Here is a 24,922-nt window from a genome sequence, read left to right on the forward strand (position 1 = left end):
CGCCTCACGCGCTCGCCGGCACGCGGTCGCGCAGGAACCGCGCGATGCGGTCGCGCACATCGGCGGTCGACCGGTCGTCGGCGTTGCTCCCCCGGATCTCGAGGACGGGGATGCCGCGTTCCTCCAGTGCTGCCGAGATCAGGGCTCCTCCCGGGGTGTCGTCGGCCACGAGGTGCACGACACCGCCGACCCCGTGGGACACGGCCTCCTTCACGTACCAGGACGACGACATCGGGGGCACGTAGAGGAGATCGGTCAGCCCGACGAAGCGGGCGGCGAGGGCCCGCACCGGGTCGTCTCCGTACCGCACGTAGCCGTCGGCGGCGATCGCGAGATACATCGACCACACGAAGACCGCGTCGAACTCTTCCTGGAACGACCGGTACATCTCGAGGTCCGACCACAGCCCGCGCCCGATCCACATCAGCCGGTGCCGCTCACGAGGCGCCACCGCGGCGCCGTCGTCGATGCGCTGAGCGACGTCGTCGTGGAGTCGCCGCGCTGCCTCGACCGCCCACCGGGTCCCCCGATGCCACTGCGGCACCATGACGCTGGGGATGATGTCCGTCACCGCGACCGGGAGCGGGCGCGCCGACGCGAGCAGGTCCCGGGTCCGCCGGTTCCACTCGGCCTGCTCATTGGCGAGTCCCATCACCTCACCCAGGCGTGCACGGTCCAGCCGTCGCCCGAGCCGAGGCTCGAGCCACGTGATGAGGTCCTCGATCTCACCCTGGAGCAGATCGATGCGGGGCCGCCCGAACACCTCCTCCCAGCGGTGCGCGACGATGTCCCACCAGCCCTCGGGTGCCGGGACGGCCGCCGTGCGCGACAGCAGGAAGGTCTCGGTCTGCGGCCGCCGGTCCCACTGCTCGAAGATCTTGTGCGTGACATCCCCGCCGCGCTCGGCGATCGCGAACCGCGGCTCGGGCAGTCCGCCCCATGGCGCGTCCTGCGCCGGCAGGTTCTGCGCGCCGAGCGGCAGCGCGTCGTATTGGCGGCTGTAGTCCGGAAGCCCGGCGGCGCCGATGGCCTGCAGGCTTGCCGGACCCGCCCGCTTCGCCGAGATGATGGACGACCACCACTGGTTGACGACGTAGTGCACATCGAGCGCCCGCAGCACCTCGTGTGGCGCATCGGCGTTGGCCAGGGCGAGCGGCTCGCCGTCGCGGACCCTCCCGGCGAGGCCGGCGAACCACTCCCGCTGGTAGGCGGTCGCCGCCGCGGCGCTCGGGAGCCTCTCGGGGGTGAGGAGCCGTGCACTCATGCCGAGACCGCCCGACTCGAGGCCTGCGTCGCCAGTTCGCGCGCGGTCTCCGACTCGTCCCCCGGTCGCACGCGGGTGCCGGCGAGGATCGGAACACCGATCTCGGCGAGCAGCCGCTCCTGGTCTGCGAGGTCCCACGCCGGGGCCTCGTCCAGTTCGCGGATGAGAGCGATGACGGCCTGTGCCTCCGCGGTCACCGTGGCATCGCGGGTGAGTTGCGCCCGAGCCGCGCTGGAGGCAGCGGGCGACGCACCGACGCGGTCGAAGTGGAGGTCCACCAGGGCGTCCAGCATCCCGTCCCGATCCGCCGCGTCGACGGCCGCCCCGAGCCATGCCCCGTCACCGGTGTCGTGGTCCTCGCTCACCACGACGCACCCGTGCTCCTCGAGCACGCGGTAGAGCGCGGCATCCGGATGACTCGATCCCGTGACGTGCACGCGGAGCGCTGAAGCGACGACGTCCGACCGCGCCGCGTCGATCCGCGCGATCGCCTCGGACGGGGACAGCCGTGCCGACGCGATGAGGGCTTCGAGCGCGACGGCGCCGTGGCACCGCGAGGGGACGGCACGGCGGCGGTCGCGCAGCCGCTGGATCGCATGCCCCAGCTCCCGCTCCTCCCGCCCGGCGTCGGCGAGGGTCGACGCATCGGGCGCCCGGCCGGTCAGGCCGCCCAGGAATGCGGCGAGATCGTCGAACTGCACGCGGGCGAATCGCCGGGCCGCGGCGGATCCGGCGCGCGGCAGGTCCACGAGGTGCAGCGGCAGCTCCGGCAGGATCGAGCGCACCACGTAGAACAGCCGCACGTGCGCCTGGCTGTCGGCGCACACGATGAGCGCGTCGCAGCCGGAGCGCCCCGCGACGAGCTCGGTGAGGATGCGCGCGGTGGGTGCGTCCGCCGCGCCGAGCAGCTGCGCGGCTGCCGGATCGACGGCTCCCTCCCACGAGCCGGTGAGCCGGTGCGGGAGCGCACCGGCCGCGAGCACGACCTGCCGCGGAACGTCGTTCCCGACGATCCCGACCACCACGCGGCGAGCGCTGGTCACAGCACTCCGTCCCGTCGCAGGGCCTCCACGCGCGCGTCGTCGTATCCCAGCAGCCCGCCGAGGACGTCGGCGGTGTGCTCGCCGAGCGCCGGGGCGGGGCGGGACAGGTCGGCGGAGCTGCGGGAGAAGACCACCGGAAGTCCGCTGCCGTACAGGCCCTCGAAGTGCCCGAACCGCGGATGGACGAGCGGGACGACCTCGCGACGGCTGGTCACGATGTCGTCACGGACGGCGGTCGCCGTGTCGCGCACGGGGGCCGCCGGCACCCCGTTGCGCTCGAGCGCGGAGAGCACCTCGGCCGACGATCGCCCCGCCGCCCACTCCGAGATCATCCCGTGGAGCTCGTCGGCGTGGGCGACGCGGGCATCCCGCGAGGCGAAACGCGGATCGTCGACGAGGTCGGGGCTGCCCATGGCCGCGAGGGTCCCTTCGGCGAACTGGTCGGTCGGGGCGCAGATCGCGAACCAGCCGTCTGCGGACTGGAACGTGCCGAAGGGTGCGAGCCGGGGCACGACGGATCCCGTCCGCAGCGGGAACCCCACCGACTCGAGCGCGTCGAACGGCTCGCAGGCGACCAGCGAGGTGAGGCTGCCCAGCATCGACACGTCGACGTGCTGACCCTCACCCGTGGCCTCGGCGTCCATGACGGCGGCGAGCGTGCCGATCACCGCGAAGAGCGGTGCGACGAGATCTCCGATGGGCAGGCCGAAGCGGATGGGCGCATCGCCCGGCTCGCCGGCGGTCATCATGACCCCGCTGAGCGCCTGGATGATGGTGTCCATCGCCTTGCCGTCGCCCGAGACGCCCTGCGCGCCGAAGCCGCTGATGGACGTGTAGACGATGCGGCGATTCACCTGCTGGACGGCGGCGTAGTCGATGCCCAGTCGCCTGGTCACCCCGGCGCTGTAGTTCTCCACGACGATGTCGGCGTTGCGCACGAGGTCGAAGAAGACGCTCCGACTCTCGGGGTGCTTGAGGTTGAGCGTGATGCTCTCCTTGCCCCGCCCCCGCGACATCATCGACACCGACATGTCGTCCGGTCCGGACCGGCGCATCTGCAGGCCGTCCGCGGTGACGTACGGCGAGTTGTTCCTCGAGGAGTCGCCGCCGCGTGTCGGGTTCTCCACCTTGATCACCCGCGCTCCGAGGCTCGCGAGCAGCAGCGTCGCGTAGGGCCCGGCCAGGGCGGTGGTCAGATCGATCACGGTCTTGCCCGCGAGCGGGCCGCCGGTGGTGCTCATGTCAGTCTTCCTTCGTCCGCGCGAGGAGCCGGTCGCCGGCCCACGCGAGTTCTGTGGTGAACCCGGCCTCGCTCGTGATGCGTTGCAGGTATGCCGCGACGTCGTCGCCTCGTGCCGACCGCCCGACGGGCACCGGGCGGGCGTCGTCGTCGATCCAGCAGGGGATGAGGCCGGCCTCGACACGGTCGCCCTCGATGGTGAGGACGGCGATCGCGGTGTTGCGGCTGTCGGGGTGGAACGGGTAGTCGGGCATCGCGGGGTCCGGCTCGAAGCCGAAGATCCGCCGTCGCTCCCGCGCCCACGCCTCCCGCTCCGGCGCATCGCCCGACATCGCCGAGAGCGCCCTGGTCACGGTGGCGAAGTTCCCGAGCCCGTGGAAGATCGGACGCCCGCGATACATCTCGACGCCCTTGAAGATGTGGGCATGGTGCCCCACGACGGCCGTCGCGCCCGCGTCGACGGCCGCATGCGCGATCTCCGTCTCGTAGGCGGCGATCTCGACGGGGACGTGCACCAGGCCCTTGTGGAGGGCCACGACCACGATGTCGGCGCGGGTGGCGGCATCCGTCACCGCCGCGATGAACCGACGAAGGCTCGCGGGCTCGACGAACGTGTCGATCCGCGGCGGTCCGCCGGGGTTCGCGTTCCGCGGCTCGTAGTGGGTCACGACGTCCACGTGGGCGGCCCCCGGCTTGAGCGTCGTCGCCCTGCTCTCGCGGGGGCCGACGCAGTTCACGCTCACCACTGCGATCCGCGTGCCGTCGACGTCGGCGATCACCGGCTCGAACGCCTCGTCGATCGTCTCACCGATGCCCACGGTCCGCATGCCGCGCGCCTCGCAGTGCCCGACGGTCTCGCGCATCCCCTCGGGCCCGAAGTCGTACACGTGATTGCCGGCGAGAGTCAGGATGCCGAATCCGGCCTCGGCCAGGGCATCCAGCGCCGACGGCGGCCCCGGGAGCGCCGGGACGTCGGTGGTCTGCACGACCGCTGCCTCGGCCGACGCCACGTGCGGGATCTCGAGCTGCCCGATCACGAGGTCTGCTGAGCGCAGGGTGTCCGCGACGGCGGCCAGGAGGTCCCGCGCGTCGTCGCGCTCGAGCACGAGGTCGCCGACCGCGTGGATCGTGATCACGCGACCCCGCCCGCCGGCGCCGCGGACGTGCGGGTGAGGAACGTGCGCAGCCGCGTGGACTCCGGGTGGTCGAAGAAGTCGGCGGACGGCCGGTCCTCGATCACCTGGCCGTCGGCCATGAACACGCATCGGTCGGCGACGTGCCGGGCGAACTCCAGCTCATGCGTGACGACGATCATCGTCATGCCCGCCTCGGCGAGGTCCTTCATCACCTGCAGCACCTCGTCGACGAGCTCGGGGTCCAGCGAGCTGGTGGGCTCGTCGAAGAGGAGGATGCGGGGATTCGTCGCGACGGCCCGGGCGATCGCGACGCGCTGCTGCTGACCGCCCGAGAGCTGACGCGGGTGCGCATCGGCCTTGTCGGCGAGCCCGACGCGGGCGAGGAGCTCCATGGCACGCTGCTTCGCTTCCGCCGGCGGCACCCCGTGCACCTTCACGGGCGCTTCGGTGATGTTGCGGAGCACCGTCCAGTGCGGGAACAGGTTGAACTGCTGGAACACCATCCCCATGCGACGCCGCTGCCGCTGCACCTCCGTGTCGGTCAGCGGACGGATGCCGTCGCGGTGGCGCTCGTACCCGAGCAGCCGGCCGTCCAGATAGATCGCTCCGCCCTCGATCGACTCGAGCTGGTCGATGCAGCGGACGAGCGTCGACTTGCCGGACCCCGAAGGCCCGAGCACTGCGACGACCTCGCGGGCATGCACCTCCAGATCGACGCCGGACAGGGCGAGGTGATCGCCGTACGACTTGCGCAGCCCGACGACCTGGAGCACCGGCGTCAGATCCTTTCCCTGCGCGGTCATGCCGTCGCCTCCGTTCGCTCGACCGTGCGCCGCGCGACCGCGGCCCGCGACATGCCCTTGCTGAAATGCCGCTCCACCCGTCGCTGCACGAGCGTGAGCGCGGTCACGACGACCAGGTACCAGATGACCGCGACGATCAGCATCGGCACCACCTCATACGTGCGGTTGTAGATCACCTGCACGGAATGCAGCAGGTCGCCCATCGCGATGACGCTGACGAGGGAGGTGCCCTTCATCAGCGCGATCACCTGCGACCCGGTCGGCGGAATGATCACGCGCATCGCCTGCGGCAGCACGACCCGCGTGAAGGAGTGCCAGCGGCTGAAGCCCATCGCCGCGGCGGCGTCGCGCTGCCCCGAGTCGACCGAGAGGATACCGGCCCGGATGATCTCGGCCATGTACGCGGCCTCGTGGAGGGACAGGCCGATGATCGCGGCGGTGAGCGGGGTGATCAGGTCGTTCGTCGGCCAGCTCAGGAGCTCCGGCCCGAACGGGACGCCGACCGCCAGGCGCGGCACGAGGTAGGCGAGGTTGTACCAGAAGATCAGCTGCACCAGCGGCGGGACCCCGCGGAAGACGCCGACGAAGACGATGCACGCCCACCGCAGCGGTGCGAAGTCGCTGAGCTGGCCGGCGGCGAGGGCCGTGCCCAGGATCGAGCCCAGCACCATGCCCACGATGGTGAGCATGATGGACATGCCGAGCCCCATCAGGACTGTCGGGTTGAACAGGTACTCCGCGACGACGGGCCAGTCGAACCGCTCGTTCGTCACCAGGAAGATGACGATCTGCGCGGTGACCAGGGCGAGCAGGGCGCCCACGGCGACCCGCCAGGGATGGATGCGACGCCGGGCGTCGGCGACGTCCACCGTGCGGTCCGCGGACGGATTGCGCACCGGCTGCGTCGTGAGATCGGTCATGGCTGTCTCACTCGCTCGTCATGGGGTTCAGCACAGGCGCCTCGACGGCGGCATCCTCGATGCCCCATTCGGACATGATGCGGTCGTACTCGCCGTTCTCGAAGATCGCCTCGAACGCCGCGAGCATCGGCTCGGCCAGCCCGTTGCCCTTCGGCATGAACATCGCGAGCTGGTCGACGCCTGCGCCCTGCTCGTCCGACTGGATCAGGTAGCCGTAGCGGTCCGGGTCCGACGACTGCAGGTCGATCGCGGCGGACTGCGTCGTGCCGGCGTAGTCCGCGCGGTCCGAGTTCACCGCCAGGAACGTCGCATTGCTGTCCTCGAGGCCGATGAACTCGGCGGGATCGAGGCCCTCGGCCGCGCACCACTCGTTGTACCGCGCGAGCTGGCTCTCGGTGACGGATCCCGTCACACCCGCCACGCGCGAGCCGCACAGGGCCTCAGGGTCGTCCAGCTCGCCCGCGCGCTCTTCGAGGAAGACGTAGGACGTGCGGGTCGTCATCCAGACCACCGCATCGAACTCCGCCTCCCGCTCCGGTGTCGTGCGCACCGGGCCGTTGAAGGCGTCGAAGCGGCCCGAGAGCATGCCGGTGAGCATCGCGTCCAAGCCGGACGACGTGATGATCTCGAACGGCACGCCGAGCTGCTCCGACAGCACGGCCTGGAGGTCGGGATCGATCCCCGTGATCTCGCCGCCCTCCTCGATCGTGCGGTAGGGCGGGTGCGTGTCACCGGCGATCTTGATGACCCCGGCGTCCTTGATGGCATCGGGAAGCTGGTCGTACAAGGGCGCCTCGGCGGCGGCCGCGTCGTCACCCGGAGCGGGCTCGGAGGCGGGCGACGCCGAGCAGCCCGCGAGAAGGGCGACGGCGAGCAGGGGGACGAAGGCGACAGTGCTGGTACGCATGGGAACTCCACATCGTTGTGCAGGAGGAGCGGCGTCTCATGACGCGCAAATAACATCATAAAAGTTGATGGTTGAGATTTTCAACTATCAATTTCAACCACGATAGGCGGCCATTGCGACCAGAGTATCAATTTGGTTGACATTCTGCCCCGACGCGGGCAGGCTTCCGCACAGGCCGGCCGAGGGGCCGGATCAACGATGACGTTGGATGAGGGAGCACTGCAGATGCCTGATGCACACCGGACGACCCGCGCCATGATCGCCGCCGCAGCGGCACTGGCGCTCACGGCGACAGCCGCCCCGGCGGTCGCGGCCGAGCAACCCGACACGATCGTCTCGGGCCGGTTGTCGGACTCGACGGCCTACCGGTTCGTCGTCCCCGCCGACTGGAACGGGACCGTGTTCGTCAACCTGGACTTCGCGGGCGGCTCACCGTCGGCGGCGCAGAACGAGCTGATCGACCGCGGGTACGCGTACGGCGGCACGACGCGCAATGTCACCGGCTGGAACCTCGGTGACGCGGTCGACAACCAGATCGAGGCGCTCGACGCGTTCACCGCGGCGGTGGGAGAGCCGGATCGCGCCATCGCGATGGGCAACTCGATGGGCGGCATGATCGCCGCCGCGACCGGCGAGCTGCACCCCGATCGCATCGACGGGGTGCTGGCTGCGTGCGGCGGCCTGTCGGGCACCGTGTCGCAGTGGAATCAGAAGCTGGACACCGTGTTCGTCCTGTCGGAGCTGCTCGACCCCGAGGGGACCCTGCCCGTCGAGGACGTGCCGGCCGACATCGAGGGAGCGCGCAACGCCTGGTTCGCGCGGCTCGCCGAGGCGCAGCAGACCCCGGAGGGGCGCGCCCGCATCGCCCTCGCCGCCGCGATCGGGCAGCTGCCGGCCTGGTCGCAGGCGATCGCCGATCCGGACCCGCGAGACCGCGATGCCTACCAGGCGGCCTGGTACGGCGCGCTGGCCGGAGACCCGCTGCCCTACATCGGTCAGGCGATGAGCAGCCGCCACACGAGCACCATCGTGTTCGGCGGCATGCCGTCCTGGAACACCGGCATCGACTACGTCGAGCAGCTGCGAAAGGCCTCCCCCGAGTCGCGTCGCGTGGTCGCCGAGCTCTACGACGCCGCCGGACTGTCGCTGGACGAGGACCTCGCGGCGGTCAACGCCGGCGAGCGCGTCGAGGCCGACCCGGACGCGGTCGAGCGATTCGCCGCCTCGTACGAGTTCACGGGCCGCATCAGCGTGCCCACCGTGACCTTGAACAACGTCGGCGACCAGATCTCGACCGTCGCGCAGCAGCAGGAGTACGAGGAGCGGGTCACCCACGCGGGCAACGCCTCGCTGCTGCGGCAGACCTACGTCGCATCCGCCGGTCACTGCAACTTCACCGCGGCCGAGACCGTGGCGGCGACAGAGCTGCTGCTGGACCGCCTCGACACCGGACGCTGGGGCAGCGCGAACTCCGTGCAGCTGAACCGTGCGGCGGACGCGCTCGACCTCGGCGATGCGCGTTTCCTCGCCTTCCACCCCGATCGGTTCAACCGATGAGACCGAACACGAAGGCGTCTCGTCGTAGCTCGGCGCGTGCCGCCGCCCTGATGGCCGGGTTCGGTCTCGTCACCACGCTCATCGCCGCGCCGCCCGCGAGCGCGGCGGGCTCGGCGGATCCGAGCGACGGCGCGCCGCCGGAGATCCCGGCGGCCGCGCCTCCCGCCGCGTTCACGGAGGAGCCCGTCCTCGCCACGCCCGCGGCGTGGCCGTTCTCCGATGACTTCTCCCGCACCTCCGGGACGAGCAGGTACGACGGCGGCGCTCTGCTCTGGACGGACTGGCTGTTCGACGATGTGGGCGACGGCTCGCTCACCTACGCCGACGCGGCGGCGCACGCGAACGGCGCGGACGTCTTCCGAGCCGGAATCGGCGTGCGCGGCGACCGCTCGTACTGGCGCGTCGACTGGACCACTCTCGCCGATCCGGAGCTGCCGATCGCCGTGTGGGCGCTCGACACCGACGCCGACGAGCGGACCGGCACCTCGACGTGGCCAGGCGACGCCGGCGTCACCTCCCCCGGCAGCGACGCATTCCTCATCGTGTCGGCCGCCGGAGTGTGGCTCGAGGACGCGGACGGCAGCCGCGAGCTGACCCGGCACGGCGCGCGCGTCGACGTCGACGTCGAGGCGAAGTCGTTCGTCGCCGAGGTGCCGCGCGCGGCGCTGCGCGTCAACGGAGTGTTCACGGTCCGCCTGGCGACGGGGATCGCGGATGCCACCGGCACGGGCTTCGCCGCCGCACCGGAGCGCGATGACCTGCGCGTCTACAACGCCGCGTTCCGCAGCGCGGAGCAGGAGGACATGCGGGCCGCCGGCCCTGCGCGGGCGACGGCGTGGAACAACGGCGCGCAGAGCGCGGCGCTCGCCGACGGAGACATGTCGCCGTTCGCGCTCGAGGTGGACTGGCGCGAGCTCGCGCGCGGCACGGTGGAGCAGCATCCGTCGCCCGAAGGCTTCTCCACCCGGTGGTACGTCTCGTCCGTCGATCTTGGTCCCGGTCTGCACCCCGACACCCGCCAGCCGACGGGCCAGCCGCCCACCACGGCGCCGCGGGTGTACGGGCAGGTGCAGCCGTACCTGGTCTACGTGCCGACGACGTACGATCCGTCCGAGCCGGCAGCGCTGACGATCCTGCTCCATGGCGGTGGCAGCAACCACAACGGGTTCCGGGGTTCGCGGGAGGATCACCTGTTCGGCCCTGTCTGCGAGGACCGCGGGTCGGTCTGCCTCTCTCCGCTCGCCCGCGGCGACGGCACCTGGTACGTCAATGAGGCGGAGCTGGACGTGTGGGAGACGTGGAACCGGGTCGCCGGCGTCTACTCGCTCGATGGCAGCCGCACCACGATCGCCGGGCACTCGATGGGCGGTGTCGGCGCGACGCGCTTCGCGACCAACCATCCCGACGTCTTCGCCGGCGTCGGCATCGTCTCCGGTGCCGGGTACATGCACGCCGCCGGAATCCGCGACGGCGCCGACGACAGCGCCCGCGTGGAGAACCTCGCGGCGATGAGCGTGTTCCTGGATGCCGGGACCGCCGACATCGCCGAGGGCAACACGCGCACCTGGGCGTCGGCGCTCGAGGCCGCCGGTGTGGAACACCGCGCGCACTACTACGGCGGTGCGACGCACGGGCACTTCGGATGGCTCGGATGGCGCGAGTACGCCCAGCACGTCGCTGAGGCGCAGCTCGCCACCTCGCCCGGCACGATCGCGTTCCGGTGGGATCCGCGGGAGAACCGTCCCGATCTGGGGCTCGCGATCGACAGCGCGTACTGGGTCGACGGACTCGCCGCGCGCGACGCCGCGGCCCGGTGGAGTCGTGTCGAGGCCCGCTCCGGCGCACTCGACCTCGTGGCGACCGAGCCGGTGGTGACCACCGACAGCGCGGTGTTCGACGGGTTCCCGACCGAGATCCGGGTGCTGGACCGCCACCCGGCGGGCAGCGTCCCCGCGAGCGATGTGCTCGACCTCGCGCTCGTCAACGTCGCCACCGCGGACGTCGACCTGGCGGCCGCCGGGTTCGAATCCGGTTCCGAGGTGCGGCTTCAGGTGACCACCGACGGGCCGACCACGTTGCACGTGCACGGGGACGGCGCGACGGATCGGGTGGACCTGGAGGCCGGCACGCACGTCGTCCTCCTCGGATGATCCTGCGGCGCCCGGCTCCCGCTGCGGCGGGGCCGGGCGTCGTCGTTCCTGCCCCCGTTCGCGCCCCGCCCGCCGCAGCGGCTCACGGCCCGCCGGGCGGCGAGCCCTCCTCGGGTGCATCCGCGGGCCTGCTCGGGCCGAGCCGCCCCACCTGCCAGTCGTGCACGTCGGGCAGCCACTCCAGCGGGGCCGCCGGGCCGACCCGCGGATCGTCGAAGTCCGATCCATCGCGGAGCGTCTCGACGTACACCCGGTCCTGGGCGATGCGCGCCCGCAACGAACCCGGTCCGCCGACCGAGCCGTGCCCCGGCACCACTGCGTCCACCTCGTCGACCAGGTTCTCGAGGAGCGCCAGCGCGGCGAGGTAATCCGCGATGGGCGTCTCAGCCTCGAGGTCGAGGAACGGCATCAGGATGTCGGAGAGCATGTCGCCGGCGACGAGCACGCGGCGCTCCTCGACGAGGAGCGCGGCGTGACCCGGCGCGTGGGCGCGATGCTCGATGATTCGCACCTCCGGCCCGTCCCACGGGACACGGGTGGCACCGGCGGGCAGAGCGGTGATGTCGCCGAGCAGCTCCATCGGAATGTCGTCGGCGTACTCCGGCGGCAGCCCCTCGGCGATGGCATCCCGCCAGTCCGGACGCGCCAGCACCTCCCGGATGGATGCCGCACCGCGGGCCGTGCCGTAGCGCGGCACGTCGCCGAACCTCGGGTGCCATAGGACGTGGTCCCAGTCCGGATGCGTCGAGAAGCCGGCCACGACGGGCTGTCCCCGCTCGCCGAGATCGTCTGCGAGGTGCGCCATCTCGGCGTCGGTGATGCCCGGATCGATGAGGAGCACGCCGTGGCGTCCCTGCACGACCGTGCAGTTGCTTCGGATGAACTCGCTCTCGTGGACGAACACGCCCTCTGCGATCCGCCTCAGCATCGCCGGCCTCCGCTCGCCCGGCGCGGCCGCCGGTCAGGGCTCACCCTAGCCGGGCAGGCACGAAAAAGCCCCCGGAATCCGGGGGCTTTCGTCTGTAGCAGGAGCGGGGCTTGAACCCGCGACCTCACGATTATGAGTCGTGCGCTCTCACCAACTGAGCTACCCTGCCGCGTGGCATCCGATCGCTGGAACGGATGCTGCGAGCCCCGAGTCAGGATTGAACTGACGACCCCTTCCTTACCATGGAAGTGCTCTGCCACTGAGCTATCGGGGCGTGCTGCCTGCGAGCAGGCAACTAGAAGAGGATACCAGAGGCCCGGCATCCTTCCGAACCGTCAGCCCACCGTGTGGGTGCCGTCGGTGTGGGTACGCAGCCACGGCATCGGGTCGATCGCCGTGGTGCCGTTCTGAAGCAGTTCGAAGTGCGTGTGGGCGCCGTACGAGCGCCCGGTGTTGCCGGTGCGGCCGAGGACCGTGCCGACCGTGACGCGCTGACCGGCCGAGACCTGGAGCGAGCCGTACTCCATGTGCGCGTAGTGGCTGGAGATGAGCTGGCCGTCGACGATGTGGTCGATGATCACGTGCACGCCGTACGCGCCGCCGGCCTCGGAGGCCACGCGGACGGTGCCGTCGGCGATGGCCTGGATCGGGGCTCCGGCGCCGGGCGTGAAGTCGACGCCCTCGTGCATGCGGCCGGACCGCATGCCGAACCCGTACGACATCGTCACGCCGACCGTGAAGGGCCACTGGATGTTCGAGTTCGGGTCGTTGCGGAACAGGTTCGAGAAGTTCTTGATGCCGGCCTCCGACGCGAGCTGAGCCGTCGTCGTGGTCGTGTAGTTCTCCGGACGGTCGAGCGTGTCGGCCTCGATGCCGGCCGGCGCGACATAGGCCTGGATCTCGGCCTCATCGATCACCGATGCCTTCGAGTCGCCGGGGGCGAGGACCGACAGCGAGGCGTCGACGCCGCGAGCTGCGGCGACGGCCTCGGCGGGTGTCGTCATCCCGACCGCCATCAGCCCCACGACGCCGAGCACTCCGACCGAGAACGAGGCGGTGGCCACGCGACGGAACGCTGCACCCCGGCGGGCCTGCGACCGACGCGGCGCGGTGTGCGCGGCGGGCTGCTCCTCGGCCGAGGGGCCGGCGGCAGGTCGCGACTGCTCCTGCTCCTCGGCCGGCTGCTGCACGGGGGTCTCGCCGGTGAACTCGAACAGGCGCGCCGCGACCTCGAACTCGTCGACATCAGATGCCGCGGGCTGGGCGATCGGGCCGGTGAGGGGGTGGATCTGCTCGGTCGCCGGGCGGGCCTGAGCTGTCTCGGCAGCCGCCGCAGGCTCGGGCGCCGAGGGCCGCACGGTCTCGACCGGCGCGGCGGTCGTCGCGGCTGCCGCCACGGCCTCCGCCGCGAGGATCTTCGCGAACGACTCCGACATCCACGTCGAGGCGCTCGCGGACGACGCCGAGGCAGCCGAGGCGGCTGTGGAGCTCGGCGGTGCGGGGATCGGAGCGGTCTCCGACGCGACCAGGGGCTCGAGGAGCTGGAAGGGCGGCGCGGGAGCGACGGCCTCAGCAGGGGTGGCGGGAGCGACGGCCTCAGCAGGGGTGGCGGGAGCGACGGCCTCAGCGGCCGGCGCGCTGAACGCGGCGAACTCACCGGTCTCCGCGGGCGGCGCGCTGACCGCAGCGAACTCGCCGGTCTGCGCGAGCGGTGCGCTGACCGCAGCGAACTCGCCGGTCTGCGCCCGGCGTGCACGACGGCTCACGGGCGCCGTGGCCGGGAGTTCGGCAGCCGGCGACGAGGGAGCGACAGCCGCAGCCTCCGCGACCTCCGCCGGAGCAGCCGCCGGAGCGTGCGCCGCAGTGTCGGCGGCCGGTGCGACGATCGGACGCGCGGCGGGCCGCTGGCGTCGGGAGGCCGGCGCCGGGTGCGGGGCGGTCGTCTGCCCCGCGGGGGCCGACAGCTGCGCCTGCGTCGCGGCTGCGGGTGCGTCATCCGCCTTCTTCAGGTCGACGGAACGACCCCACACGACAGCCGGACGCTCGGGGGCGATCTGCGCGGCTTCGCGCCGCGCGGTGGCGCGACCTGCTCCCGGCGTCTCCGGGGTCGCCTGGACAGGCGTGGCGGAGGTGCGGCTCGACCGGCGCGTGGGCGCGGGTTCAGCCATGGGGGCGTCGAAAGGCAAAGCGGCGGCGGGCTCTCGGGTCGTACCGCGAGGGTAACGCGGCGAGGCGGTCGTGGGCTATGACGACCTCCGCCGTTCGGGCAGCGAAGGTAACGATCGGGTAAACACTACCCCGGGCGTCCTGGGAATGCCATGTACGGCTCGGATTTCAGCGCGCGTCATAGATGAGAGTTGGATGAGAGCGCCGTTCACGAGAGCCCTGCCGCAGCGGCGAGGCGGTCATAGATCGCCGGTGTCGACGCGACCACGAGCGGCGCGCGCGGCGAGCCGTCGGGCACGGCACGGCCGAACCGGCCGCCGGCCTCGGTCACCAGGAGCGATCCGGCGGCGAGGTCCCACGGCGCCAATCCCCGCTCGAAGTAGCCGTCGAGGCGACCGGCGGCGACGTACGCGAGATCCAGGGATGCCGCTCCCCCGCGGCGGAGGTCACGAGCCAGGCCCGGCATCACGGCCGAGATCAGCTCGATGTCCCCCGGCCGCGTGGCGGGGTCGTAGCCGAAACCTGTCGCGAGCAGCGCGCCGGCGGGTCCGACCTCGCTGTTGACGCGCAGCGGATCAGCGCCGAGCCAGGCTCCGTGATCGCGGGCGGCGTGGAACAGCTCGCCGATGACGGGGGTGTACACGGCGCCCGCCAGCGCCTCCCAGTCCGCCGGAGTGGGCTCGCCGCGGACGGCCGCGATGCTGACCGCGTAGGCCGGGATGCCGTAGGCGTAGTTGACCGTGCCGTCGATCGGGTCGACGACCCACGTGATGCCGCTCGCACCGCCCTCGGCGCCGGTCTCCTCGCCGAGGAACGCGTCGTCGGGGCGCTCGGCGGCCAGCCGGGCGCGGATCAGCGTCTCCACCTCGCGGTCGGCCTCGGTGACGATGTCGGCGAGCGCGGACTTCGTCGCGGCGATCGACACGCCCGCCTCGCGGCGCACCCGGGCGAGGTCTCCCGCCTCCCGGGCGATGTCCATGGCGAGTGCTTCGAGATCCTGCGCGAGAGTCATGCGTCCACGCTAACGTCCCGCGCGCCCGGTGCCCGGTGCCCGGGCGACCGCGGTGGCTGTTGTCCGCGGCGTCTCGCTAGCGTGAGGGGATGGCCGACGCAGTCCCGCACCGCACCTACGACGTCGCGATCGTGGGCGGCGGTCACAACGCGCTGGTCGCCGCGGCCTACCTCGCCGGCGCCGGCCGGTCGGTCGTCGTCCTGGAGCGGCTGGACCACCTGGGCGGGGCAGCGGTGTCCGAACGCCCGTGGGACGGCGTTGACGCGCGCCTGTCGCGCTACTCCTACCTGGTGAGCCTGCTGCCCCGGAGCATCGTGCGCGACCTCGGGCTCGGCATCCGTCTGCTCCGCCGGCGGTACTCGTCGTACACGCCGGACCCCGCGGATCCGTCGCGAGGGATCCTGATCGACAACGCGGATGCCGCGGCCACCGCGGAATCGTTCGCCCGGGTGACCGGCGACACGGCGGAGGCCGAGCGGTTCGCCGCCTTCTCGGGACGGCTCTCGCCGGTCGCCCGCCTGCTGTTCCCCTCGATGACCGAACCGCTGCGGCGTCGATCCGAGCTGCGCGCGCGTCTCCGCGATGACGGTCTGTGGTCGGAGCTGATCGAGCAGCCGCTCGGCGGGCTGCTGCGGTCGTCGCTGGGCACCGACCTCGCGCGCGGCATCGCCCTCACGGACGGCCTGATCGGCACGTTCGCCGCGGCTGACGAGGGCGACCTGCGCCAGAACCGGTGCTTCCTGTACCACGTCATCGGCGGCGGCACCGGCGACTGGGACGTGCCCGTCGGAGGCATGGGGCAGGTGTCCGCGGAGCTCGCACGGGCCGCGGCGCGGGCGGGTGCCGAGCTGCGCACCGAGAGCGAAGTCGTCGCGGTCTCGCCCGACGGCGAGGTGCAGCTGGGCGACGACTCGACCGTGCACGCCCGGCTGGTGCTGAGCGGCGTCGGCCCGGCGGTGCTCGCCGACCTCCTCGCCGCGGGTGGAGCGGGCGGCTCGGCGGGCGATGCCGACGCCGCGCGACCGGAGGGCGCCCAGCTGAAGGTCAACATGCTGCTGCGGCGACTCCCCCGCCTCCGCGACCGGCGCGTCGCGCCCGAGGCGGCGTTCGCCGGCACGTTCCACGTCAACGAGACGCTGTCACAGCTGGACGCGGCGCACGCCGCGGCGGCGAGCGGTGGCATTCCGGATCCGCTTCCCGCCGAGATCTACTGCCACTCGCTCACCGACCCGTCGATCCTGGGACCCGACCTGCGGCGGTCGGGGGCGCAGACACTCACCCTCTTCGGTCTGCAGGTGCCGCACCGGCTCCTCCCGGGGAGGGATCCGGATGCCGCGCGCGCCGAGCTCCTCGCCGCGGCCCAGCGTTCGCTCGACGCCGTGCTGGCCGAGCCGATCTCCGACTGCGTGCTCGAAGCGCCTGACGGCACGCCGTGCGTCGAAGCGCGGACGACGGCGGACCTCGAGCGCTCCCTCGGCATGGTCGGCGGCGACATCTTCCACGGCCCGCTCTCGTGGCCGTGGGCGGACGACGACGAGCCGCTGCGGACTCCCGCCGAGCGGTGGGGCGTCGCCACGTCCCACCCGTCCGTGCTGTTGTGCGGATCGGGCGCGCGACGCGGCGGCGCGGTCAGCGGGCTCGGTGGCCACAACGCCGCCATGGCCGCGCTGGAGCTGCTCGCCGGGTGAGCCGGCCCCGCGACGGTCAGGGGCGCGGCGGAAGCGGCGGCGGGGGCGGGTAGCCCTCGTACCCGGGACGCTCCGGCGCCCGGGCTGGCGCCTCCGCGGCGGGCTGCGGAGCATCGCCGTGCGGAGCCGGCGCTCCGGCGGTCGCGGGCGACGGCTCGGCGACGGCCGGTGCGAGCGGCGTGAACACGTGCGCCCCCGGCGAGGGGTGGCCGGTGTAGTAGGCGTTCCAGTCCGGCGACCCGTCGGGCAGCATGGGCAGCGGTGTGCCGCCGTCCGCGTACGTCGGCCACGGCAGCAGCTCCTGCGTCGCGGGAGCGGATGCCACCGGAGCCGCCGGCACCGCGCCGGACGCGTGCGGCGGGGGCACCGGGTGCGGGTGCGTTCGCGGCCGCTTCGGTGCGAAGAGCACGTTCACCAGCGGCACGAGTGCCGTTCCGACGGCCGCCAGGATCGCGACCGCCACGACGATGCGCCAGTAGAGGTCCGCGAGGGACAGCCACTCCCCGAAGGCCAGTGGGATGATCAGGAGCGCGGCGAGCGCGACCACGAGTGCGATCGTGACGATGACCACGGCACGCGTGAACGTCGTGTCGTACCGCTGGAACGCCTTGATGTAGAGGCGCAGGTGAAGCAGCACCAGTTGCAGGATGAGCACGACCAGCAGGAACTGGATGAACCGGGAGACGCCGAGCCACGGGAAGCGCTCGGGCATCCAGATCATGATCGCCCCGAGGAGCAGCGCGATGATCCAGGACGCCATGCTGGCGAGGGCGAACCACGCGGGGCGCCGGGGTGCGAGGTGGGCGTCCAGGATCGCGACGCCCGCGAATGCGACGAGCAGCAGGATGGTGAGGAAGGCGCGCCCGACGAGACCGTTCTGCGAGCCGACCAGCACCCACACCACGCAGACGATGGCTGCGGCGATGAGCGCACCGATGGCCACCCAGATGGCAGCTCGCAGCAGCGGCGAGAGGGAGGCGTCGCCGCGCTCCGGCTGTGGCGTCGCATACGGATCGGGCGCGGTCATGGCGTTCCTCTCGTGACGCGGGCGGTGGACCCGACACGCCCATCCTGACACGCGCGCATCCCCGGTTCGAGATCCGCGGAGGCGCGCCGGGATCGGGGGTGCGTCCCCACCCGACGGCTCGTACCGTGTGCATATGGAGAGCTCCTCGCCCGGGCCGACGCCGGGGCTCGCTGCGAGGCCGGCGCTGCGGCTGCCGCGCTGGGTGGGATTCACGGTGCTGGGTGAGGGTCTCGGCTTCCTGATCCCGGTGACGGCCTTCGCGCTGGCGTCGGCGCTCGGGCTGAGCGGCTGGGCGGCGTGGGCGATTCTCGTCGTGTTCGGCGCCGGCGAAGGCGCTCTGCTGGGCGTCGGCCAGGCGCTCGGCGCCCGGGGGTCGCGCGCCCAGGTGCCCGTGGGCCGGTGGGCAGCGGTGACGGCGGTGGCGGCATCCGTCGCGTGGGCGATCGGCATGCTGCCGTCGACTCTCGCGGATCTCGGTGCCGACATCGACTGGGCATCGCCGTCGACCTGGGCGGTGGCGGCGACGGCCGCACTCCTGCTGCTGGCGACCATCCCGCTCGCTCAGCGCCCGGTGCTCGCACGGGCGGGCGTGCCCCGATCGTGGTGGTGGGTGCCCATCAACATGGTCGCGTGGCTGATCGGCATCGTCTTCACGTTCCTGCCGTCGCCGTGGGTCGACGAGTCGACGCCCGCTGCGGTCGTGTTCGCGCTCTTCGCGATCGGCGGGGTGCTCATGGCGGCGACCGTCGCGGTGCTGACCGGGCTCGGTCTTCGCTGGATGCTGCGCAACGAGGAAACGCGCCCCGCAAGCGGGACGCGTTTCTGATCTCGGGTGGCGAGTGAGGGATTCGAACCCCCGAAGGCTATGCCGGCTGATTTACAGTCAGATCCCTTTGGCCGCTTGGGTAACTCGCCGAGTGCGCACCCGTCCGACTTTTCCAGACGACCGGAGGCGCGATCCACAATCTTACGCGTAGATGCGCGAGGTCAGAAATCGGCGGCCACCCGTGGCCGTCACGGCCCGCGCCCGCCCATCGTCACGTGCCGATGCCGTCACGTGCCGATGCGATCGAGGTCCATGCCGTCGAGGGCGCTCGGCGTGCGCAGCAGGGCACCCTCGAAACGGCAGGTCGCGGCCGCGACATCCATCGCGGTCTGCAGCGCCGTCTCCCAGCCGTCCTCGTCCACCGGAGCGCCGTCCACGAGGACGGCCACCGTCGCGGCGAACGCGGCGTCGCCGGCGCCCATCGTGTCGACGATGCGGCCGGGGAGGCTCGAGATCGGCCGGGTCACCACCACGTCGCCGGCCTCGATCGTGGCGCCCGCTGGCCCCTCGGTGGCGAGCACCGCCTGCGCACCGAGGTCGATCAGCCGGGCCCGCAGCACGTCGAGTCGGTCGTCGTAGAGCAGCGCCGCATCGTCCTCCCCCACCTTCACCAGGGCTGCGCCGGAGGCCAGGCGCTCGAAGCCGCGCACGAACTCCGGCTTGTCGCTCATCATGCCCGTACGGGGGTTCGGGTCGACCGCGACCAGGACGCCCGCCGCGTCGACCGCCTCCGCCAGCTCGGCGGTCTGCTCGGGGTCGTCGAACGCGAAGCAGCTGATCACCACGAGGTCGGCATCGGCCATCGCCGCGCGCTCGGCGTCGCCGAACCGGATGCGGCGCTGCTGAGAGGCCTCGTTGAACTCGTACACCGGCTCACCTCCCCCGGACCGCGTGCTGACCGCCCGCGCCGTCCCCAGCAGCGACGGCGTCGCGATGAGGTCCACCCCGAAGTCCGCGAGATAGCGCCGCACGCGTGAGGCCGGCTCGTCATCGCCCAGCATCGCCACCAGCGTCGCCGGCACGCCCAGACGGGTGAGGCCCACGGCGACGTTCAGCGCGGCGCCGCCGGCGAACTCGCGCACGCCGTGGTCGTCGCGGAGCTCGTCGATGAGCGCGTCACCCACCACCACGACGGTCATCGCGGGACTCCCGCCGTCTCGAGGACCCGCCCGACGAACGCCTCGGTGCGGCGCCGCGTGCCGTCGATCTTGCGGTCGACGCTCGCCCGCACCTCGTTGGGCGCGAGCGGAGCGGCCAGCCGCACCGTCTCGTGGCAGGACAGATCCGCGCAGATGTAGGTGCCGACGCTGTCACCGTGCGCGCCCGCCTCGCCGGCCCTCCGCGCGGTGTACATCACGACTTGGTCGGCCGGCTGCATGGTGTGGCACAGATTGCACATCGCGGCCCGACCGCGGGATGTGCCCTCGGCCGCACGCAGCACGACGCCCGACGGCTCTCCGTCGATCTCGGCGATCACGTAGCCGCGACTGCGCGTGCGCGGATCGCGCCACGCGAGGAAATCGAGGTGATCCCAGTCGGTCAGCATGAAGTCATGCGGCAGGGCGACGAGTCTCAGCTCGTCGGGTGAGGCGTTCACGAACGACGAACGCACATCATCTTCGGTCAGCGGGCGCATGGCACCTCCTCGCCGACCCAGTCTACGAACGACGGATGCCGCCGCCACCCCGCGCGCTCGATCTCAGGGCGGCCGCGGCATCCGTCGGGCCGGTCAGCTCCAGCCGAGGCGTGCCGCCACGACGTCGGCGGCCCGCGAGGGGAAGTCCTCCCACCCGGGCTCCAGGATCCGGCGCGTGAGGCGGTACAGCTCGAAGGCGGTCTCCTCGATGGGCAGATCCAGCGATGCGGCGATGTCGGACCCCCACGCCGGGAAGTCGCGCTCGAAGCGCCGCACGGGATCGATCGCGTCGCGGAGGGAAGTGGATGCCGCGGCGAACCGTCCACGGATGGCCCGCACCAGCAGCTGCACGGCCCACTGCCGGATGAACGCGTTCCCGTTCAGAACCTCGCCGCGGCGCACCCGCCCCACGCCGATCAGCAGCTTCACGAGCACGAGCCGCGCGTCGTTCGCGGGGTCGAACCGGTCGTCCTCGGCGGCGCGCGCCCGCGACTCCGCGACCAGCCTCGCCGTGGTGCCCGCCTCGTCGTCGACGAGGACCGTCGCGTCGCCGGCGCGAGCGCCGGCGAGCTCCGCGGCGTCCGAGAACGCGAACTCGAAGACGTGCCCGTCGTCGTAGACGGCGACGAACCCGATCTCGCCTTCGCGCGCGGTGAGCACGAGACGATCCTGATCGGGCAGCCAGGACAGGTCGGGACGCACCTCGCTCCCGCGGCCGGCCGCCGTCAGCGCGAAGAAGTCGTGGTCCGACCACTCGTCGCGCCGCGCGCGCGCCTCGTCCGACGCCGAGCCGAGCAGCACGAGCCCGACCAGTCCGGGATGCGCGCGAACTCCGGCTGCCAGCCCCGCGCTGAGCGCGTCGAACCGCTCCGGCGCCGTCACTCCGGCTCCACCCGGGTCGGCCGGGGTCGTGTCCTGCGCCGACACGACGCCGCGCGAGACCTCGTCCACCCGGTCCATGCCCGCCTGCGTCACTTGACGCTGCCGGCGGTGAGTCCGCCCACGATGTATCGCTGCAGTGACAGGAACAGCGCCATCGGCAGGATCGCCGCAACCACGGCGCCCGCTGCGAAGACGCTCCAGTTCTTCGACTGCGCGTTGGAGACGAACTGATAGAGCCCGACGGCCAGCGTCTGGTTGGCGGGGTCGATGAGCACGACGGAAGCGATGACGAACTCGGCGAAGGTGGAGAGGAAGACGAGGAGGACCACGACGGCCAGGATCGGTGCGACCAGGCGGAGCACGATCGTGAAGAAGATCCGCGCATGACCCGCTCCGTCGATCCGCGCCGCCTCGTCGATGGACGTCGGCACGGTGTTGAAGAACCCGTAGAGAAGGAACGTGTTGACGCCGAGCGCACCACCGAGGTAGATCATGATGAGCCCGAGGAGAGAGTTCAACCCCAGAGCCGGGAAGACGTCGCTGATCGCCGACATGAGCAGGAAGATCGCGACGAAGGCGAGGAGCTGCGGGAACATCTGCACGAGGAGGATCGACAGCAGCCCGAACCGCCGTCCTGTGAACCGCATGCGCGAGAACGCGTACGCCGCGAGCGCCGACAGGAAGACCGCGCCGACAGCTGTCGACAGCCCGACGATCACCGTGTTCGCGAGCCATCGCCCATAGGGATAGTTCGGATCCTGGAACAGCGCGACGTAGCTGTCGAAGCTGATGTTCCGGAACAGCCCGTTCGCTGTCAGCAGCGTGCCGCCGGGGTTCAGCGAAGCCGACAGCACGTAGACGAGCGGGAAGACCGAGAACAGCACCATGACGATGCCGACGATGTGGCGCCACCCGGTCTCGCGGAAGTACTTTCCGAACGGACGCCGCGGCATCGGTGCGGTCGGACGCTCCTTCTCCGCAGCGGCCTCGAACCCGATGGCGAGACTCTCGGCGCCGCCCACCCTGGTCTGATCCGTGGACATGTCAGTTCAACTCCTCGAGCGCTTTGGTCTGCCGGAACGCGATGTACGAGATCGCGCCGACGATGAGGAAGATCAGGATCGAGAACGCGGCAGCCAGCCCCATGTCGCGCTGACCGCCCACGAAGGCCACCTTGTAGACCATCGAGATGAGGATGTCGGTCTGCCCGACCGGGATCGGCGCATCGGGGAACCTCGGCCCACCGTTGGTGAGCATGTAGATGAGGACGAAGTTGTTGAAGTTGAAGGCGAACGACGAGATGAGCAGCGGCGCGACCGAGACCAGCAGGAGCGGGAACTTGATGTGCCGGAAGATGCCCCACGCACTGGCGCCGTCGACCTTGCCTGCTTCCTGGATGTCGTCCGGGATCGACTGGATAGCCCCCGTGCAGACGAGGAACATGTAGGGGAAGCCCATCCAGAGATTCACGACGAGGATCGCGATCTTCGCGAGCAGCGGATCGGTCAGCCACGGAATCTGCGCGCCGCCGAAGAACCACTCGTTGATGATCCCGAAGTCCTGATTGAACATGCCCGCCCACACCAGTGCGGAAAGGAACCCGGGGAACGCGTAAGGCAGGATCATCGCCACGCGGTAGTACTTCTTGCTCTTCATCCGCGGATCGTTGAACGTGATCGCGAGGAACAGTCCGAGCGCGAACGTCGTGGCGACGGAGAGCAGCGCGAACACGAACGTCCAGATCAAGACGTAGATGAAGGGTCCGCGGATGGACTGCTCCGTGAAGGCGCGGACGTAGTTGTCGAAGCCGACCACGACCTGCCATCCGGGCAGCAGTTCGGTGCCGTCCTCGGCAGTGAACGCGCCGGTGCCGATGTCGCTGTACACGACGCCGGTGGTGGTGTCGGTCATCGTGTCAGCGACGGGATCCCACTCCAGCGACGAGGTGAAGAGATACGCGGTCGATCCGTCGGTCGTGCGAAGGTACCCGTCGTTGAGGTCCTCCGATACCGGAACGGCGAGCCCGGCGATCGCCTCCTGATTGGCGAGGATGCCGCCGAGATCGAGGGTGTTGTATCCCGGTGCGCCGGTGGCGGTGGCACCGTCGACCGGCTCCAGCGGCTGCTCCTCCCCGCCGACGACGAAGTCGCCGGTGTCGGGGTCGGTGGTCAGGAAGAAGAACTCGTTCGCGCGCTCCAGCACGGTGACGGGGAAGGCCGGCGAATCCTCGACGCGGGTCTGGGACTGGAGGAGGAGCGCATTGACCGCATCCTCTTTCGTCGAATTGTGCCCGGAGCCGTAGTTCGTGAAAGAGATGAAGACCGTGTAGACGATGAGGAAGATCTGGAAGACCAGCAGGAACAGGATGCCGGGCGTGAGGTACTTCGCGGGCAGCAGGCCCGGCACCAGATAGATGACGTTGACCGCGATGGTGACGACGGCGATGATCAGCGGCACGAGCCACTCGCCCTGGAACGCCAGGGTGAGGATGCCGTAGACCGCGAAGGCGTCGATGAGGCCGAGCAGGAGGATCTTGACCAGCCAGATCTTCCAGCCCTGTCCAGCCGCCTCCGCGACGCCCCAGAACTCCCACACCGATCCCATCTCGGGGATGCTCGGCATCGGGAACCCGGTCGCGCCGACATCGCCGAATCCCTTGATGATCGGGTCCTCAGCCGCCTTCTCGTACGCGGAAGTCAGCGCCGGAGGCCGGTTGCCCGCCTCGTAGAGGGCGTACTGGACCTCTTCGGTGCCGATGTAGTTCACGAGGAACTGGTTGGCCAGGAGCGCGTTCTCCGACTTGGCGTTCACGTAGAAGCCCTGCACGCCGACGAAGGGCGATGCGGTCTCGCCGCCCGCGGTCGGAATGGGGTCGATGGCGATGTTGATGCCCTTGGCCTCGGCGTCCGTCGTGTTCCACGGGCCGGTGAGGATGAAGGGCGACTCGCCCGCGTTGAACGCTTCCTTCGCGAGATCCTGCGTGAGGTTCAGGTTGATCGCGCCCGCCGCGCCCTGCTGACCGAGCCACGCCGCGAACGCCTGGCCGGCCTCGTCACCGACGGTGAGCTGAGAACCGTCGTACGAGCCATCGGCGTTCTGCGCGAACACGGAGTTGCCGAACGAGGTCTGGAAGCCGTACAGGTGGTACGGATCCGCGTTGGCCGGGTCGAGTCCGACGACGAACGGGTACTTGGTGCCCGCGGCGGTGCCGGCGGCGATCATGTCGTCGAAGGTGGCAGGCGCCTCGGACACGAGATCCACGTTGCGCATGAGCGCAACGTTCTCGGTCGCGTACGGCAGACCGTAGACCTTGCCGTCGTACGTGAAGGCGGAGATGGCCACCTCCTGGAATGCGGACGCGGAGTCGCCGAGCTCGATCGGCGCGACGAGGCCGTCCTGCACGAACGAGCCGAGCCAGTCGTGGGCGCCGATGGTGACGTCCGGACCCTTGCCGGTCGGCACCTGCGCGGTGAAGTCGTCGCGGATCTTCTCGTTCTGCTTCACGACGAGGTCGACCGTGACGCCGTTCTCCTCCTCGAAGTCCGAGATGGTGCCCTCGAGCGCGTCTGCGCGGTTCTGGTCGACCCAGACGGTCAGCGTGGCATCGCTTTCGCTTTCGCCCCCGCCCCCATCGGTGCTGTCCGCGCCGCCGCCGGCGCAGCCGGCGAGCAGCAGCGCGCTCCCTGCTATGAACGCGCCGGTGGCAAGCGCGCGCTTCATGTTCACCCTCATCGGTG

At 71.2% G+C, this 24,922-nt stretch carries 20 protein-coding genes and 3 tRNA genes; 4 read left to right on the forward strand and 19 right to left on the reverse strand.

Going from position 1 to position 24,922, the window contains the following annotated elements; genetic code table 11:
- Nucleotides 1-4: 4 nt before the first annotated feature.
- From ACWGUG_RS10600 to ACWGUG_RS10630, 7 genes are read right to left on the reverse strand one after another with little or no spacing between them, the layout of a single operon-like run.
- A complete protein-coding gene (locus ACWGUG_RS10600; RefSeq protein ID WP_452324642.1) occupies nt 5-1,264 on the reverse strand; it encodes a 2-hydroxyacyl-CoA dehydratase in 1,260 nt (419 codons plus the stop codon).
- Nucleotides 1,261-2,307 (reverse strand): 2-hydroxyacyl-CoA dehydratase, encoded by a 1,047-nt coding sequence (locus ACWGUG_RS10605; RefSeq protein WP_452324643.1) that lies wholly within the window; start codon nt 2,305-2,307, stop codon nt 1,261-1,263. Before ACWGUG_RS10605 ends, ACWGUG_RS10600 begins: the two co-directional genes overlap by 4 nt.
- The gene (locus ACWGUG_RS10610; RefSeq protein ID WP_336394825.1) at nt 2,304-3,548 is read right to left on the reverse strand and encodes a CaiB/BaiF CoA transferase family protein; all 1,245 of its coding nucleotides are present in this window, start codon (nt 3,546-3,548) and stop codon (nt 2,304-2,306) included. The genes ACWGUG_RS10605 and ACWGUG_RS10610 overlap by 4 nt, the downstream gene beginning before the upstream one ends.
- A 1-nt stretch (nt 3,549) precedes the next feature.
- Complete coding sequence (locus ACWGUG_RS10615; RefSeq protein ID WP_452324644.1) at nt 3,550-4,683, reverse strand: CapA family protein; 1,134 nt, start codon at nt 4,681-4,683, stop codon at nt 3,550-3,552.
- A complete protein-coding gene (locus ACWGUG_RS10620) occupies nt 4,680-5,486 on the reverse strand; it encodes an amino acid ABC transporter ATP-binding protein (RefSeq protein ID WP_336394823.1) in 807 nt (268 codons plus the stop codon). Before ACWGUG_RS10620 ends, ACWGUG_RS10615 begins: the two co-directional genes overlap by 4 nt.
- Complete coding sequence (locus ACWGUG_RS10625; RefSeq protein ID WP_452324645.1) at nt 5,483-6,406, reverse strand: amino acid ABC transporter permease; 924 nt, start codon at nt 6,404-6,406, stop codon at nt 5,483-5,485. The genes ACWGUG_RS10620 and ACWGUG_RS10625 overlap by 4 nt, the downstream gene beginning before the upstream one ends.
- A 7-nt stretch (nt 6,407-6,413) precedes the next feature.
- Complete coding sequence (locus tag ACWGUG_RS10630; protein WP_336394821.1) at nt 6,414-7,313, reverse strand: transporter substrate-binding domain-containing protein; 900 nt, start codon at nt 7,311-7,313, stop codon at nt 6,414-6,416.
- A 225-nt stretch (nt 7,314-7,538) separates the two neighbouring features.
- Here ACWGUG_RS10630 and ACWGUG_RS10635 point away from each other — a divergent pair, with 225 nt between their 5' ends.
- Together ACWGUG_RS10635 and ACWGUG_RS10640 are read left to right on the forward strand one after the other, a co-directional pair.
- A complete protein-coding gene (locus tag ACWGUG_RS10635) occupies nt 7,539-8,870 on the forward strand; it encodes an alpha/beta fold hydrolase (RefSeq protein ID WP_452324646.1) in 1,332 nt (443 codons plus the stop codon).
- The gene (locus ACWGUG_RS10640) at nt 8,867-11,020 is read left to right on the forward strand and encodes an alpha/beta hydrolase-fold protein (protein WP_452324647.1); all 2,154 of its coding nucleotides are present in this window, start codon (nt 8,867-8,869) and stop codon (nt 11,018-11,020) included. Before ACWGUG_RS10635 ends, ACWGUG_RS10640 begins: the two co-directional genes overlap by 4 nt.
- Nucleotides 11,021-11,102: 82 nt before the next feature.
- Here the strand turns inward: ACWGUG_RS10640 and ACWGUG_RS10645 are convergent, their stop codons facing one another.
- The 5 genes from ACWGUG_RS10645 to ACWGUG_RS10665 form a co-directional block, all read right to left on the reverse strand.
- Entirely contained in the window at nt 11,103-11,948 is an 846-nt protein-coding gene (locus ACWGUG_RS10645; protein WP_378883465.1) for an MBL fold metallo-hydrolase, read from the reverse strand.
- Nucleotides 11,949-12,043: 95 nt separating this feature from the next.
- A tRNA-Met gene (locus ACWGUG_RS10650) sits at nt 12,044-12,117 on the reverse strand.
- Nucleotides 12,118-12,150: 33 nt separating this feature from the next.
- Nucleotides 12,151-12,222 (reverse strand) — tRNA-Thr (locus tag ACWGUG_RS10655).
- Between the two features lie 61 nt (nt 12,223-12,283).
- Nucleotides 12,284-14,116, reverse strand: a complete 1,833-nt coding sequence (locus ACWGUG_RS10660) for a M23 family metallopeptidase (RefSeq protein ID WP_452324648.1) — start codon at nt 14,114-14,116, stop codon at nt 12,284-12,286.
- Nucleotides 14,117-14,322: 206 nt separating this feature from the next.
- Nucleotides 14,323-15,126: an inositol monophosphatase family protein gene (locus ACWGUG_RS10665; RefSeq protein WP_378883471.1), complete on the reverse strand. Its 804-nt coding sequence runs from the start codon at nt 15,124-15,126 to the stop codon at nt 14,323-14,325.
- Between the two features lie 89 nt (nt 15,127-15,215).
- On the opposite strand from ACWGUG_RS10665, the gene ACWGUG_RS10670 reads away from it, so the two are divergent.
- Nucleotides 15,216-16,814 (forward strand): phytoene desaturase family protein, encoded by a 1,599-nt coding sequence (locus ACWGUG_RS10670; RefSeq protein ID WP_452324649.1) that lies wholly within the window; start codon nt 15,216-15,218, stop codon nt 16,812-16,814.
- Between the two features lie 16 nt (nt 16,815-16,830).
- On the opposite strand, the gene ACWGUG_RS10675 is transcribed toward ACWGUG_RS10670, so the two are convergent.
- The gene (locus tag ACWGUG_RS10675; protein WP_452324650.1) at nt 16,831-17,841 is read right to left on the reverse strand and encodes a hypothetical protein; all 1,011 of its coding nucleotides are present in this window, start codon (nt 17,839-17,841) and stop codon (nt 16,831-16,833) included.
- A 133-nt stretch (nt 17,842-17,974) separates the two neighbouring features.
- On the opposite strand from ACWGUG_RS10675, the gene ACWGUG_RS10680 reads away from it, so the two are divergent.
- Nucleotides 17,975-18,667: a hypothetical protein gene (locus ACWGUG_RS10680; protein ID WP_452324651.1), complete on the forward strand. Its 693-nt coding sequence runs from the start codon at nt 17,975-17,977 to the stop codon at nt 18,665-18,667.
- 7 nt (nt 18,668-18,674) lie between these two features.
- Here ACWGUG_RS10680 and ACWGUG_RS10685 read toward each other — a convergent pair.
- The 6 genes from ACWGUG_RS10685 to ACWGUG_RS10710 form a co-directional block, all read right to left on the reverse strand.
- Nucleotides 18,675-18,756: transfer RNA gene (locus ACWGUG_RS10685), tRNA-Tyr, on the reverse strand.
- Nucleotides 18,757-18,894: 138 nt separating this feature from the next.
- Nucleotides 18,895-19,806: a PfkB family carbohydrate kinase gene (locus ACWGUG_RS10690; RefSeq protein ID WP_452324652.1), complete on the reverse strand. Its 912-nt coding sequence runs from the start codon at nt 19,804-19,806 to the stop codon at nt 18,895-18,897.
- On the reverse strand, nt 19,803-20,303 hold the full coding sequence (locus ACWGUG_RS10695; protein ID WP_378883484.1) for an FBP domain-containing protein: 501 nt from the start codon (nt 20,301-20,303) through the stop codon (nt 19,803-19,805). The genes ACWGUG_RS10690 and ACWGUG_RS10695 overlap by 4 nt, the downstream gene beginning before the upstream one ends.
- A gap of 93 nt (nt 20,304-20,396) precedes the next feature.
- Entirely contained in the window at nt 20,397-21,263 is an 867-nt protein-coding gene (locus ACWGUG_RS10700; RefSeq protein ID WP_452324653.1) for a hypothetical protein, read from the reverse strand.
- An 11-nt stretch (nt 21,264-21,274) separates the two neighbouring features.
- Entirely contained in the window at nt 21,275-22,228 is a 954-nt protein-coding gene (locus ACWGUG_RS10705) for a sugar ABC transporter permease (RefSeq protein WP_378883489.1), read from the reverse strand.
- Nucleotide 22,229: 1 nt separating this feature from the next.
- Entirely contained in the window at nt 22,230-24,917 is a 2,688-nt protein-coding gene (locus tag ACWGUG_RS10710; protein WP_452324654.1) for an extracellular solute-binding protein, read from the reverse strand.
- Nucleotides 24,918-24,922 lie beyond the last annotated feature (5 nt).

It is taken from the genome of Microbacterium sp. NPDC055455 (genome assembly GCF_053619935.1).

Excerpts from the sequence above, each read along its gene's own strand:
- ACWGUG_RS10600 (WP_452324642.1), bottom strand. The coding sequence starts at position 1,264 with ATGAGTGCACGGCTCCTCACCCCCGAGAGGCTCCCGAGCGCCGCGGCG.
- ACWGUG_RS10610 (WP_336394825.1), bottom strand. The coding sequence starts at position 3,548 with ATGAGCACCACCGGCGGCCCGCTCGCGGGCAAGACCGTGATCGATCTG.
- ACWGUG_RS10620 (WP_336394823.1), bottom strand. The coding sequence starts at position 5,486 with ATGACCGCGCAGGGAAAGGATCTGACGCCGGTGCTCCAGGTCGTCGGG.
- ACWGUG_RS10625 (WP_452324645.1), bottom strand. The coding sequence starts at position 6,406 with ATGACCGATCTCACGACGCAGCCGGTGCGCAATCCGTCCGCGGACCGC.
- ACWGUG_RS10630 (WP_336394821.1), bottom strand. The coding sequence starts at position 7,313 with ATGCGTACCAGCACTGTCGCCTTCGTCCCCCTGCTCGCCGTCGCCCTT.
- ACWGUG_RS10635 (WP_452324646.1), top strand. The coding sequence starts at position 7,539 with ATGCCTGATGCACACCGGACGACCCGCGCCATGATCGCCGCCGCAGCG.
- ACWGUG_RS10640 (WP_452324647.1), top strand. The coding sequence starts at position 8,867 with ATGAGACCGAACACGAAGGCGTCTCGTCGTAGCTCGGCGCGTGCCGCC.
- ACWGUG_RS10645 (WP_378883465.1), bottom strand. The coding sequence starts at position 11,948 with ATGCTGAGGCGGATCGCAGAGGGCGTGTTCGTCCACGAGAGCGAGTTC.
- ACWGUG_RS10660 (WP_452324648.1), bottom strand. The coding sequence starts at position 14,116 with ATGGCTGAACCCGCGCCCACGCGCCGGTCGAGCCGCACCTCCGCCACG.
- ACWGUG_RS10665 (WP_378883471.1), bottom strand. The coding sequence starts at position 15,126 with ATGACTCTCGCGCAGGATCTCGAAGCACTCGCCATGGACATCGCCCGG.
- ACWGUG_RS10670 (WP_452324649.1), top strand. The coding sequence starts at position 15,216 with ATGGCCGACGCAGTCCCGCACCGCACCTACGACGTCGCGATCGTGGGC.
- ACWGUG_RS10675 (WP_452324650.1), bottom strand. The coding sequence starts at position 17,841 with ATGACCGCGCCCGATCCGTATGCGACGCCACAGCCGGAGCGCGGCGAC.
- ACWGUG_RS10680 (WP_452324651.1), top strand. The coding sequence starts at position 17,975 with ATGGAGAGCTCCTCGCCCGGGCCGACGCCGGGGCTCGCTGCGAGGCCG.
- ACWGUG_RS10690 (WP_452324652.1), bottom strand. The coding sequence starts at position 19,806 with ATGACCGTCGTGGTGGTGGGTGACGCGCTCATCGACGAGCTCCGCGAC.
- ACWGUG_RS10695 (WP_378883484.1), bottom strand. The coding sequence starts at position 20,303 with ATGCGCCCGCTGACCGAAGATGATGTGCGTTCGTCGTTCGTGAACGCC.
- ACWGUG_RS10700 (WP_452324653.1), bottom strand. The coding sequence starts at position 21,263 with ATGGACCGGGTGGACGAGGTCTCGCGCGGCGTCGTGTCGGCGCAGGAC.
- ACWGUG_RS10705 (WP_378883489.1), bottom strand. The coding sequence starts at position 22,228 with ATGTCCACGGATCAGACCAGGGTGGGCGGCGCCGAGAGTCTCGCCATC.
- ACWGUG_RS10710 (WP_452324654.1), bottom strand. The coding sequence starts at position 24,917 with ATGAGGGTGAACATGAAGCGCGCGCTTGCCACCGGCGCGTTCATAGCA.